This is a genomic window from Thalassotalea hakodatensis, from assembly GCF_030295995.1.
In the GTDB taxonomy this organism is placed as follows: domain Bacteria; phylum Pseudomonadota; class Gammaproteobacteria; order Enterobacterales; family Alteromonadaceae; genus Thalassotalea_C; species Thalassotalea_C hakodatensis.
Genome location: NZ_AP027365.1, coordinates 4,225,994 through 4,239,227 on the forward strand (window position 1 = coordinate 4,225,994; position 13,234 = coordinate 4,239,227).

13 protein-coding genes are annotated in these 13,234 nt (G+C 37.4%); 10 read left to right on the forward strand and 3 right to left on the reverse strand.

Going from position 1 to position 13,234, the window contains the following annotated elements; translation table 11 throughout:
- Window positions 1-3: 3 nt before the first annotated feature.
- From QUE72_RS18740 to QUE72_RS18755, 4 genes are all read left to right on the forward strand, one after another.
- Window positions 4-273 (forward strand): hypothetical protein, encoded by a 270-nt coding sequence (locus QUE72_RS18740; RefSeq protein WP_074499198.1) that lies wholly within the window; start codon window positions 4-6, stop codon window positions 271-273.
- A gap of 112 nt (window positions 274-385) precedes the next feature.
- On the forward strand, window positions 386-1,123 hold the full coding sequence (locus tag QUE72_RS18745) for a substrate-binding periplasmic protein (RefSeq protein WP_286270690.1): 738 nt from the start codon (window positions 386-388) through the stop codon (window positions 1,121-1,123).
- Window positions 1,124-1,246: 123 nt separating this feature from the next.
- Complete coding sequence (locus tag QUE72_RS18750; protein ID WP_286270692.1) at window positions 1,247-1,624, forward strand: thioredoxin family protein; 378 nt, start codon at window positions 1,247-1,249, stop codon at window positions 1,622-1,624.
- 5 nt (window positions 1,625-1,629) lie between these two features.
- Entirely contained in the window at window positions 1,630-2,322 is a 693-nt protein-coding gene (locus QUE72_RS18755) for a cytochrome c biogenesis CcdA family protein (protein WP_286270694.1), read from the forward strand.
- Between the two features lie 44 nt (window positions 2,323-2,366).
- Here QUE72_RS18755 and QUE72_RS18760 read toward each other — a convergent pair whose 3' ends face one another.
- Together QUE72_RS18760 and QUE72_RS18765 are read right to left on the reverse strand one after the other, a co-directional pair.
- Window positions 2,367-3,500 carry a nuclear transport factor 2 family protein gene (locus QUE72_RS18760; RefSeq protein ID WP_286270695.1) on the reverse strand — a complete coding sequence of 378 codons (1,134 nt, stop codon included), beginning with the start codon at window positions 3,498-3,500 and terminating at the stop codon, window positions 2,367-2,369.
- A gap of 91 nt (window positions 3,501-3,591) precedes the next feature.
- On the reverse strand, window positions 3,592-4,623 hold the full coding sequence (locus tag QUE72_RS18765; RefSeq protein WP_286270696.1) for a helix-turn-helix domain-containing protein: 1,032 nt from the start codon (window positions 4,621-4,623) through the stop codon (window positions 3,592-3,594).
- 448 nt (window positions 4,624-5,071) lie between these two features.
- Between QUE72_RS18765 and QUE72_RS18770 the strand changes: the two genes are divergently transcribed.
- The 3 genes from QUE72_RS18770 to QUE72_RS18780 all read left to right on the forward strand — a co-directional run bounded on the left by QUE72_RS18770 (window position 5,072) and on the right by QUE72_RS18780 (window position 9,524).
- Complete coding sequence (locus QUE72_RS18770; protein ID WP_286270697.1) at window positions 5,072-7,480, forward strand: TonB-dependent receptor; 2,409 nt, start codon at window positions 5,072-5,074, stop codon at window positions 7,478-7,480.
- A gap of 34 nt (window positions 7,481-7,514) precedes the next feature.
- Entirely contained in the window at window positions 7,515-8,897 is a 1,383-nt protein-coding gene (locus QUE72_RS18775; RefSeq protein ID WP_286270699.1) for a 5-methyltetrahydrofolate--homocysteine methyltransferase, read from the forward strand.
- Between the two features lie 144 nt (window positions 8,898-9,041).
- Window positions 9,042-9,524 (forward strand): Fur family transcriptional regulator, encoded by a 483-nt coding sequence (locus QUE72_RS18780; RefSeq protein WP_286270700.1) that lies wholly within the window; start codon window positions 9,042-9,044, stop codon window positions 9,522-9,524.
- A gap of 39 nt (window positions 9,525-9,563) precedes the next feature.
- Here QUE72_RS18780 and QUE72_RS18785 read toward each other — a convergent pair whose 3' ends face one another.
- A complete protein-coding gene (locus QUE72_RS18785) occupies window positions 9,564-10,562 on the reverse strand; it encodes a mechanosensitive ion channel family protein (protein ID WP_286270701.1) in 999 nt (332 codons plus the stop codon).
- A 584-nt stretch (window positions 10,563-11,146) separates the two neighbouring features.
- On the opposite strand from QUE72_RS18785, the gene QUE72_RS18790 reads away from it, so the two are divergent.
- The 3 genes from QUE72_RS18790 (at window position 11,147) to QUE72_RS18800 (ending at window position 13,226) form a co-directional block, all read left to right on the forward strand.
- Window positions 11,147-11,254 (forward strand): entericidin A/B family lipoprotein, encoded by a 108-nt coding sequence (locus QUE72_RS18790; protein WP_407704985.1) that lies wholly within the window; start codon window positions 11,147-11,149, stop codon window positions 11,252-11,254.
- A gap of 226 nt (window positions 11,255-11,480) precedes the next feature.
- Window positions 11,481-12,431: a YihY/virulence factor BrkB family protein gene (locus QUE72_RS18795; protein ID WP_286270703.1), complete on the forward strand. Its 951-nt coding sequence runs from the start codon at window positions 11,481-11,483 to the stop codon at window positions 12,429-12,431.
- Between the two features lie 57 nt (window positions 12,432-12,488).
- Window positions 12,489-13,226 carry a dual specificity protein phosphatase family protein gene (locus QUE72_RS18800; protein ID WP_407704939.1) on the forward strand — a complete coding sequence of 246 codons (738 nt, stop codon included), beginning with the start codon at window positions 12,489-12,491 and terminating at the stop codon, window positions 13,224-13,226.
- The last annotated feature ends 8 nt before the right edge of the window (window positions 13,227-13,234 follow it).

The window sequence follows — 13,234 nt, forward strand, 5'->3', positions numbered from 1 at the left end:
GTTGTGTTTTTTCTTGAAGATGAATTAGCAGAAAAAATTGTAAACAAGTCAGCAGTTAATGTTGATAAAGACACTTTATCTGCACTGAAAAAAGCGAGTTATAACGAGTTAACTCGCTTAATTTATCAAACCCCCCCTTTATTAACGCTTGTTAATACTGCTACTCAAGAAATTCAACAAGAAACACAAGAAAATAACGACACAGAAAATATGGTAAACACCTTAGGAAGACCCGCCCTATTAAAATTAGCACGTTTCGCCTTACGTAAATAATACTGGTACTAAAAAATGACTGATTACACGCTCTTAATGCTTCAATAGTTGCAATATGCGATTTCTAGGTTAATAATTATCTTCTATCAATGACCTATTTTTCGACTGATTGGTGGTTATTATTCAACGCTTTGCAACTATCTGCACACTATTAATCTTACTTTTTTCATCTTCAACTTCTTACGCTAATGCAAAAAAAACAATCTCTATTGCCGTAAACCTTGGAGCGCCGTGGGCATATTATGATCCGAAAAAAGGTATCACTGGTATTGATGTGAAAATAATTGATCGCGTTTTTACCGAACTGGGTTACCAAACTGAATTTCATTTATTGGCATACAATCGCCTTATGGGACAGTTTAACCATGGCAAATATGATATGGCGAGCCCCGCCGCCTTCACATTTAAAAGTGGCACACTTACCGATACTTATTTACCTTTTGAAGACGTAGCAATTTCGTTAACGAAGCAGAGCTTAAAAATCAACAAAATTGATGACTTAATAGGTAAAAGAGTTATTGCCTATCAGCATGCTAAATCTGTTTTAGGTAATGAATTTACGCACATAGTTGAGCAAACTAGTTATGAAGAAATGGGTCTTCGAGAGGTACAGATTAAACTGCTGGTGAATAACAGAGTAGATGTCGTCATTGGTGAGCGAAGAGTACTCCAATTCCTTATGAATAAGCTTTTCCCTAACGAAAACATCACCATTCACCAGATATTCCCGGTAGTTAATTATGGGAGTGTAATTAGAGAGTCAGAGTTAGCTAAAAAATTTAATCAAGAGCTCAGAAAACTCAAAAAATCAGGTGAATATGATGAAATACTGAAGTCATGGAAAGACTAAATTAACAGGCTTAATGTTAACAAAACCTTCCGTTAATGCTCTCTTGTTGATTAATTTTGAAATAGTTAACTGATTAAACCGTTCTTAATATCTACATTTCAAATTTAATTTTTATAGAGTGACATGAAAACATTACTTACTACGTTTATATTCGTCTTTTTTAGTCTATCAGCCAATGCTGAAAAACTACCGTTTACAGAAACGCTTTACCAAGAATACCAAAATAACAACGAAACTTTTCTCGTCGATGTGTTTGCAACTTGGTGCCCAACCTGTAAAAAACAATCGAAGATTATCGATCAATACTTTAAAGAACACCCAGAAAGTAACATTAAAGTACTTGTGGTTGATTACGACGATCAAAAAGAGTGGGTTACACATTTTAGAGCACCAAGACAATCTACGTTATTAATATACAAAGGGAAGAAACAACTTTGGTTTTCAGTAGCAGAAACCAACAAGGACAAAATATTCTCAGCATTAAAACAAGCTGAGGAATAACGAATATGGAGTTTACCGCAATACCGCTTGCTTTTTTGGCTGGCATTCTAAGCTTAGTTTCACCCTGTGTTCTGCCAATGATACCGGCGGTAGCCGCTTCTGCAATGCAGTCATCCAAGTGGGGGCTTGTAACTTTAGCATTAGGCATAAGCCTAGCATTTGCATTAGCGGGTACGGTGCTAACCTTTATCTTGTTAAATTTGGGAATATCAACAGAATGGTTGCGCTACTTTTCCGTTGGAATGTTGCTTTTTATGGGGGTAACTCTCTTAATACCTCAACTTTCAGATAGGTTAGCGTTGATACTTTCTCGATTAACAAACAGAGCGGCGAGCGTTCAAATTCAAGGTAGTTCACCGTCAATGCAATTTGTTATCGGCGCATCATTAGGACTCGTTTGGTTACCCTGTGTAGGCCCAACGTTAGGCACCGCTATCGCACTTGCTTCAACGGGACAAAGCATGCCAATGGCCTTTATTGTTATGCTTTCATTTGGTATCGGTACCGCTGTTCCACTGGTTGCGTTAGGTCACTTTTCAGGTAAAAAATTAACCGCATTAAAAACATCAGGAAAATTTGGCAAGTATTTTCTTGGTGTTACATTAATATTTCTAGCACTCATTATCCTGACAGGGGTAGACAGAATATTAGAAACATGGGCTTTAGATATTCTGCCTGATTGGGTAACCTCTATTTAATCCTGATAGCAGGGCTTATGATAAAATGAGCCCTGCCTTTCTATTTATTGCATTGCCAATATTTCAACCATTTTTTGTGCAACAAGCGTTGATGATAAATGGTTTTGTCCCGTGACAATTCGACCGTCAACTTCCACATGCGCTACATTCCTACTACTGTGAAAAAACGAACCGCCTCTCTCTTCTATGGTTTTTTGAATCAAAAAGGGGAACTCTTTAAAGTACGCTTTACTTTGATTTTCAAACGATTCTGGATAACCACTTATTCTTCGCCCTTTTACTAAATACTCTCCATTTTCAGTCATCAAATTAACAATTCCCGCTGTACCATGACAGACTGATGAGACGATACCGTTATGCTTTTCATAAACGTCCATCGCAATCTTCTGTATTGCTTTATTCTCAGCTACTTGATACATGGCATTGCTTCCTCCTACATAATGAACAGCTCGATAATCCGCAGCATTTACCTCGTTTGGAGATTTAGTGTGGCCAATGGCATACATAAAGTCACTGTCGTACAAGTACTTCTTATGTATTGGATCTGATGTATTAATATAAGATAAGGGAATGGCACCTCCTTCTGGGCTTAGGAAGTCAACGGTATAACCTGCTTGTTTAAACGTTTCAAATGCTTTGACGACTTCAGAAAAACTTACTCCGGCAGGTAAACGAGAGTCACCATGAAAATGTGCGTTAGAGACGATAAATAGTATTCTTTTTCCATGACTAATTGTTTTCTCACTGACCGCCATTTTGCTGATTATTTTCCAGTCAGAATCGAGCTTTTTTAATAAGAACAAGTCAATATAACGCTTAGATGTTTTAGGGGTTATTATCTCTACTTTTGCTGTTGCGGCTCCGCTCGCTAAATCAATTGATAATATTTCACCAATCCGCCCATTAAATTTTCCTTTTTTGTTAAACCATGAAATATATTCACTCGCGGGAACAGGCCATACATCCTGATTTTGTTTTTCTAATAATAGTGTTGCATCACGATAAAACGCCTGCTCAATTTTCTCTTTGTTATTAAAAGCAGTACCTTCAATATAATGTTTTAACGTTCGCTCTATTTGCTTTATTTCGTTTAAATCCTCTTGTATATCGTTAGCGCCTACAATGTTACTCAATAACATAAGTATTATACTCAAACTAAATAACCTAAATGAATTCATATGATCCTCCTCTTGATGGTCACATCAACATTAAGAGAAGAGATGAATTCATACACTCATAAAATATAAAATCGAACTTCGGAATTATAATTTAAGAGTTATTAAGAATAGAATGACGGTATTTCGCAGGCGTTAACTGTTCAAATTGCTTAAACGCACTGTAAAAGGTAGATTGTGCATTGTAACCTGATAATTCAGCAATGACTTCCATGGTCATATTCGGCTCTGTAATAAGTAGCTGTTTTGCCTCTTCAATTCGCCATTCATTCACATAACTTGAAAACGACTTGCCCATATTATCGTTCAAAAGTTGTGAGAGTTGTGGTACGGATACATGCATTCTTCTCGCTAACTGACCAAGCGTTAAGTTAGCGTTTTTATATAGTTTTTCTGTTTCCATTAGTACGTTTAATTGCGTTAAAAGCTCACTTGCGGCCACCTCTTCAATTTTTTTATTTGCATAGCGCATCTCTTTTTTATGATGAGTTTTTAACATCACTGTTGACACACTCATGTATAAAATAAAAGAGAATGTTAATGCACCAACAATATAAGAGGTATACGACGCCGTAAAATAGGCCAACCAAATAATGCTCACCCCAAAAAACACATTAACGCTTACTAAATCGCTTCTTGCTAACGCTCTCTTATTGGTAATTAAAAGTGATAATGTAGGAAAAAGTAACATGCATGATGAAACTAGGTATGCAAACCAACTCCAGTTAATAAGCTTGTAGAAAACACCCCATAACTCTACATTACTTTGATAAGGATATAGCGTACCAACTGCAATAATTATTACGCAAAGTAAACTGATATGAATTTTCCAATGCAAGGTAAGTCGTTCTAATTGCTTTGTTACACAGGCGATGTAAAAGTACAAGAAGGGGCCTATCAAAAAGCAAGCCGATAATCCTATTTGTAAGAACTGTTTACCAATGGTTGGATCAAAATAAAACCAAATAGACTTCGAAATTCGTAAACTAATAACCAATAATAATGCAGCTAAAAATCTCTTTTCTGTGGTAAAAGGTTTAGAAAACCATAGATACAATGCCAAAAATAAACCATTAAACGCACCAAGAGCGCTAAAAAAGAATAATAATTGACTTGAGAGTGCCATTGCTAAAAACCTGCTAAATGCGATGCATTAAAATGAAACTAATATTCATTTATCAATAAATGCCCATTATAGTCAATTGATAAAGGCATAATACTGTTATCTTTCACATTACTTAGCAAGATTTAGTTCACCCTCCTTTTAGATTAATTAATATCTTTGTAGGAAAGCCGTTCAGTTATCAAACCTTACTGTTTGTTGCTTTTACATCGCAAGACCTTATTAACCAATTAAAAAATAATAAATTTATCAATACCATACAGTTATAACAGTTCAAAATTTTCCCATACCCTAAAGTCAATTTTCTTGATACAGAACCACCTACAATAATGTAAATTACTCATTTTTACAGAGGCCTCCTGTTTACATTAGATATGTTATATCATAACATTTAATGATAATGATGTTATATCATAACACTTATAGTTAATATCACTCTATTGGAGATCTAATGTTCAAAATATCAAAGGTAGCAGTTCTTGTGGGCAGCTTATTGCCTGCTAGTTTGTTCGCACAAACAATTGAAGGAACAGTTATTAATAGCAAAGGTGACATAATTGTTGGCGCAAAGGTTGAAGTTGAAGGTACAGCGATTACCACGACAACCGACAATAACGGCCGCTTTGTCATCAACAATTTAGCCACAGGTACAAAAGAGCTACATGTAACGGCCAACGGCTTCGCGCACTTAATTAAAGGCGTTGCAATCTCTGAAGATATCAACCAACTCACGTTAACGCTCAATCGTTCACCGATTGAAGTGATTGATGTTGTCAGCTCACCTGTGCATATGTCAGTGATGGAGTCAGCGTCGCCGGTTACCGTATTAGCGGGTGAAACGTTACGTCGCCAACAAGCTTCAACACTCGGAGACAGCTTAGAAAAAACTGTCGGTGTTCATACAAATTTTCATGCCAATGTTGCCAGCACGCCGATTATTCGTGGTTTAAGCGGCCCTAGGGTTATGATCAGCCAAAATGGCCTAGATGTTAGTGATGTATCACGCGTTGGGCCTGATCACGCAGTAGCAACTGAAGCATCAACCGCAACACAAATAGAAGTGTTACGTGGACCAGCAACTTTATTCTACGGTAGTGGCGCAGTGGGTGGCGTGGTGAATGTTGTTGATGGACGGGTACCTACTGACAGCACAACACGTGGCGAATGGTCGCTTGAAACAAATTCAGCGGACCATAAAAAGCTCGCTTCTTTTAATGCCACAACAGGCACAGAATCTTTTGCATTTTATGTTGATGGTTATTGGCGAGAATCTGATGATTATGAAGTACCTGTTGCCCCAGAATTAGAGGATGATCACAATGATTCATTTGTCGTTGAAAACAGTGCGGAAGAATCCAATGGTATAACCATTGGCGCTAGCTACCTTTTTGATAACGGTTACTTAGGCTTTTCTGTTGAAGAATTTAATCGTGAGTACGGCATTCCTGGCCATACCCATGACGGAGATGGCGATGACGACCATGATCACGATAATGAAGCTGCAGAAGATGAAAGTGTGTATGCCGATTTAGAACAAACGCGCGTTCAATTACAAGGTGAATTCAATGTTACAGGCAACTGGCTGCGCCAAGTCAAGCTTCGTGCTGGCTTTACAGATTATCAACATTCTGAAATCGAACATGGTGAAATAGGCACTGTCTTTGAAAACGAAACCCAAGAAATCAAACTAGATTTTTTACATCAGCCACTTTCACATTGGAAAGGAGGTATAAGCTTACATTACAAAAATAGTGAAGTTGCGGCACAAGGTGCTGAAGCTTTTACTCCGCCTTCTGAGAATGAGACATTCGCCTTAGCACTCATGGAAGAACGCCACATAAATGATGACGTGTTATTACAATTAGGCGCTCGTATTGAACGAGTAACCTTAGATGCAAGTGATGTGTTATTACCAGAATTAGCAGCACATGCTCATGACGATGAACATAATGATCATGGTCATAATAATGATAAGGATTACATACGAGTATTTTCTGTCGACCACGAATTTACTCCGGTAACCGTATCAACAGGCTTAGTGTGGAATTTTACACCTGGGTATAATGTTGGTGTTTCACTTTCTCGATCAGAGCGTGCCCCTTCTGCTACCGAATTGCTGTCATTCGGCCCGCATATTGGTACAGGTAGTTATGAAATTGGTGCGTTATTTGCGCGCCATCAACACGATGACGAAAGTCACATCGGTTTAACAGATGAAGTGATCGATTTAGAAACGGCAAACAATATTGATCTCACCTTTCGCAAAACTCAAGGTGATGTTGCCTTTGTGCTAAACGCCTTTTATAACAAAATTAATAACTATTATTATCAAATAAATACAGGGTTGTTTGCTGAAAGCGGACACGAAGACCATGGTCATGACCACGGCGATGATGAACATTCAAATGAACTGCCTGTATATATGTTTCAAACCGACGACGTAACGCTCAAAGGGTTTGAAGCACAAATAGCTTGGCAAGCGACAGATGAAATTAAAGCCACGGTTTTTTCTGATTATGTCAGAGTAAAATTACAAGATGGGGGTGACCTACCTCGTACGCCACCATTAAGAATTGGTACAAATTTAAGCTATACCAACGAAAAACTTAGTGCGCATTTAGATATTACTCGTTACCAAAAACAAGACAAAATATCTTCGTATGAAACAGAAACTGACGGTTACACACTTGTTGATGCAAGTATTTCTTATGACTTACCCATACTGAATCACGATATTTCTCTTTATGTAAAAGGCAGCAATCTAACGGATACAGAAGCTAGGGTACATAGCTCATTTCTTAAAGATATTGCACCACGCCCAGGGCGAAGTTTTTCCGTAGGTGTTCGAGGCTACTTCTAATTTTTATCAAATAATAATTTTCAAGGAATTACACATGACAAATTCATTTAAACTTAACTTACTTGCCTTAACAATCAGTAGCTTAGTGCTTTCTGGTTGTGGCGATGCCGAAACCAATATTGTCGAAAAAGAACCTATTGCAGTTGAAGATGACCATGATGATGATCATGATCATGGCGACGGATATACCATAGAATCTATGGGGCGATTGGCGGTACTGTCAGCTGAAAGCGCAGAAGCGGCAATTTTTGATCTCGATGACAATACTTTGCTTGAATCATTTGCACTGACATTTGATTCGAATTCCCTTACCACTTCGGCAGGCTATCGTTATGCTGTCATCGTCAACCGTAATGACGACAGTATCGGCTTTATCGATAGTGGTTTATGGCGCGAAGATCATGGTGCACATCTACACGATTATGAGCAAGCGCCTAAAATGAGTGACTATACCTTAATGGGTAGTCGTCCAACTCATGTTGTTAATCATGACGGTCAAATGGCAGTTTTCTACGACGGTGATGCTAATATAGGAACAAGTGCCGCTGTACAAGTACTAACAGATATTGATATTAATAACGAAACCTCTGAACTACCAGGGATTGAATACAGCATAAACATGCATGGTGTTGCTGAACCACGAGGTGAGCATTTGTTGTCCACTATACGTCGTGACGACACCGACAGTACGTCAAACGCAAAAGTACTTCCGGATCAAGTAGGGGTTTATCATTTTCACGATGGCGAATATGAACTTAAACAGACGTTAGATATTACTTGCCCTGACTTACACGGTGCAGCACAAAATCATGAATTTGTTGCATTTGGTTGTGGCGATGGGGTATTAGTTGCACACGAGCATAACGACGAATACGAAGCTGAAAAAATAGCTAATATCAATGAACTCAATGGTCTACGTATTGGCACTATTTATGGTCATGAAGCAAGTGAAACCTTTGTCGGTATCGCCTCAGCACACGGTGGCGGTCAAGCGATACTAGTGACACTTAATCCTGAAGACAATGAAATGGAAACCATTGATTGGCAACCAATGCCTGACGCATCACCAGTTTCCTATGCTTTTGCATTCGAAGGCAAGCATTTCTTAATCTTAGACAATCAAGGATATCTAACAGTATTAACGCAACACTCACATGATGGTCATATGGAGTGGGAATTTGAAGGACGTATTGATATTTCAGAACAAGATGTATCAACCATGCCAGACGGAATGTCATTTAGCATGACCGTTGCCCAAAACGCTCATTACGCTTACATTTCTGATCCTATTGCCCAACATATTCTTCAGGTTCATATTGAAGACATGGAAATTGAAGGTGATATCGAGTTAAATTTTGCACCTGCCAAAATTTCTTGGTTAGGGATTGCTGAAGAAGGTGAAGAACACGACCACTAATAGTATCTTAAGTCAGGTGTCACGATTCACAGTGACACCTGACTTGTTAACAGCAGTATAGTGCTATGGCAGGTACTGACATAAAAATGCTGTTGTTTGACATAACAATAACCTAGAAAAACCAGCAGATTCTACTCATTCATTATGACCCAATGCACCTTTGCTCATAAAGTAAAAACCTCAGAAGAGCAACTGAGGATAGCTGAAGCTCACTGTGAACGTCACGGCAGTAAACTCACACCGATAAGGCAACAAGTGCTATCCCTTTTACTTAATACAGAAAGAGCACAATCAGCCTATGAATTGATTGAACTATTTGAAAATACATACAGTGAAAAAATGGCGCCGATGTCTATTTATCGAACATTAGATTACCTAGTAAAAGTCCACTTAGTCCATAAAATAAACGTCGCTAATAAATTTGTTGCTTGTGCTTTCATAGACAATGAAAAAGATCATGATGTAACACAACTTTTATTTTGTCAGCAGTGTCAACAAGTGCAAGAATTACCAATTAATCATGCTATAGAAGAATGTCTTACCGACGAAGTAACAAGATTCGGCTATCAATTATGCACCCATCAAATTGAGCTAACTTGCATATGCGCTAAATGCATGCCCACCTGATTAATGAATAAAATAAGCCCATAATAAATGATAATCACGTTATAGAATATTGTCGCCTTCTTCTGGATCTCTTGAGTTTACCGCTTGCTCTCTAATATCGTCATGGTCACTGCTGGTATCATCATCATGATAATTATGATGCGATATATTATCGGTAGTTGTGTTAGGGGCATCTTGTTTAATTTGAGGTGTAGTGTCACCTTTTTCTGATGTTAAAATAATTCTTTCTCGTGCATCATCTGGCATCGAAATACCTTCTTGCATAAAGACTTCAACAACGCTTTTCATTAATACTGACGCAACTTTCTGTTTGCTGTTAACCTCGCTATTTATCCAAAAATACAGTCGTAAATTACACGTTGATGACCCCAATGAATCTACAAGCACTTGAGGTATTGGATCATTCAAAACAGCGTGCTGTTTTTGCATAACCTCTGCGACTAAAGATTGTGCATAATCAACATTAGCGTCATATCCTATACCAATATCAATAGTGCAACGAATATTTGGATTTGCAGTGAGATTACGTATCGCGTTCTTATAGATAGTCGCATTAGGTAGTTGAATATGATCACCGTTTAGGTCAACCAAAGTAGTCGCTCGTGAGGTCATTTTATTTACCATCCCTAAATATCCATCAACTTCTATAATGTCTCCGAGTTTAAAAGGCCGTTGAACACTTAAAAGCAAACTTGATAGAAAGTTTTCAGCAATATCTTTAAAGGCAAAACCAATAATAAGCCCAAGTACACCTGTACCACTTAGAATCGCAATAGCAAACTGAGTCAGGCCTACTAAATGTAAAAATATATACAACCCAACCAGAACAATTAAAATACTGATTGTTCTTCGGATCACCAATTGCATTAATTGACTAATGCTTGGTTTAATAAAAGGCTTGGCGACAAAACCAGCAATCGGCTTTGATAACCAAAAAAATATCAGAAATATTAAAATCCCCACAAAAATAGCAGGTAATTTTTCAATCACGATATAAACAAACTGGGCTAAGTTATCAAATATAAATTGAGTTTGCATATTACCGACCTTTTACTTATTTTAAGGAGATCATTTTAAACACTTCGTTAAGCTCTTAGTAAAAGCAAAAATAGCACCACAAGTTTAGAAATGTACAAAAAGCACTTGGGTGTGAATCCAAAATTGGGTGCTATATGACCTTGCAACTTTCAGCGAGCTCTTAAGGTTGTGTTAGCTATCATAAATTTATTGCATGGTCAGAAGATTTTTCCTGAATACCTTAACAATTACAAAATCCCGTCCTGTAAATGATACGAACGTAGTATACTTATCGCAAAGTGAAAACCTGACACATTCGTCTATAATATTTACACAACAAACACTGATATTTTTTACAGATATTAATTTTATTATTAAAAATCAACAAACTAAATAATGGCATGACACTTGATAGCCTAAAGAAATGTATTTTGTCCGGCTTCAAGGCAATGTTAAACGCAGAATATAAAATACCGATATTTTATAAAGGTTTACCACTGCATAGATTAATAAATATCCGTTGGACATAACAAAGAGAACTATACATAACTAAGGATCTTAAAATGAAACCAAGTAAATTATTAATCAAATTACAATCAGTATTAATGCTCACTATCTTTGCTATTTCGGTAAGTGCATGTGCAACGATTGAAGGGGCAGGAAAGGATATAGAATCTGCTGGTGAAGCCGTTCAAGATGCGGCAGATAATTAAGTGGCAATCAGATACATTGTTAGGGTTCGTAATGTTTAGACACTATGAACCCTTTCCCCTAAAGCAAAAACTATTTCATTTCTGATTTACGTGGCTGTTCTCCCGATAACCTCAGTAATGGCAATACACAACGAGTAATTGCTTATAAAGCATGAAACCCTAAATTTAACAACTAATGCTTGCTCGAAATTCAAACGTATCCGTTTAAATAAAACAAGGCATCCGTATGACATCAGAACACTCGGTTACACACCCACAAAGCTTTTCAATTAAAAGTTGGTGGCATATAACTAAGCGGGTTTTCCACAAAGTGCAACGCGACAACATGCCCCTTATTGCTGCAGGAGTTGCTTTTTATTTTTTGCTAGCAGTATTTCCCCTACTTGCAGCACTCGTATCAATGTATGGCCTTTTTGTTGACCAAGTTACACTCTCCCAACATATCAATATGCTGGTAGGTGTTATTCCTGAGCAAAGCAGAGCCATTTTAGAGGGACACATTGAAAACTTAGTGACAACGGATGATCGCACATTGAATCTGAGTTTTATGGTTAGTTTTATATTAGCTCTTTGGAGTGGAGGTAAAGGCTCTGTAGCCCTAATTACAGCTTGCAATATCACTTATCAAGAGAGTAAAAGCCGTTCATTCATTAAAATGATTATAGCTCGTGTTTTACTAACGCTAGCAACCATATTACTTATGCTACTCATGCTGTTACTTTTAGTAGGCATTCCATTAATATTTAGTTATATAAATGAATCAAGTCAAAAAATATTAAACCTAATAACATGGCCATTATTGTTATTAACCTTTTATTTATCTCTTGCTAACCTCTACAAATATGCGCCACATCGAACATCTGCTAAGTGGCGCTGGGTGACTCCAGGTGCACTGATGGCTACTTTGCTTTGGTTAACAGGTTCATTCCTTTTTAATCTGTACATCACAGAATACGCAGGTTACAACGAAACATATGGCTCAATGGGAGGAGTGATAATTCTATTAATGTGGTTTTACGTTACTACCTACACCATTTTACTTGGTGCAGAAATAAATGCCGCAGCAGAACTACAGACGCTAAAAGACACAACAATAGGCGATGAAAAACCACAAGGTGAAAGAGGAGCATACGTGGCAGATAATGGCCCAAAAACCAATACCAGTTCGCATGAATAAAAATAGTGCGGTAAAAACATCTCAAATAAAGCGTATAAATGCGTACTTAGGTTTTTAATGAAGTTAAGAGGATATATGGGAATTGTTTATTATTACATCGCTGGCGCTTGCCTGACATTTTTTGCAGGGCATTATGTGGCTAATACCCTTTATAGTATTTTGTTGTATTGGACTAGCCTCTCATTAGCTGCAGTTTCCACAGCGTATGTACTTAAGCGCCCAAGTATTTTTAGGAAAAAAGAAGACGGTTCAATTCCTTTTTATATTCGCTGGTTATTCATACCTTTTTTACTTGGAGCACAATTATACAATGTGTGGGCTCGCAAGAATGACTCTGTACCTGCAATACAGAAAATAGACAATAATGTATTTCTTGCTTGTCGGTTATTTCATTCTGACATGATCGAACTTAAAGATAATGGCATACGGGCTATTTTAGACGTAACAGCAGAGTTTGACGGGTTAGATTGGTCAGCCAACGATGAAAACCTTGATTATTTAAACTTGCCAGTATTAGATCATCAAAGCCCAACCAATGAACAATTAATACAAGCAATTAATTGGATTAATAAACATATTGAGCAACATAGTGTTGTTGTTCATTGCGCATTAGGCCGTGGTCGTTCTGTTTTTATTGTCGCTGCTTATTTATTAAGTAAAAACAAAGACTCCTCAATTACACAAGCACTTGAAGCAATTCAAGGTGTTAGAAAAACCGCAGGGTTAAACCGTCATCAACTTAAAGCACTAAAAAAAGCCCATGAATCTGGAGTACTAAACATCAATAATTCGTAGCCATAAAT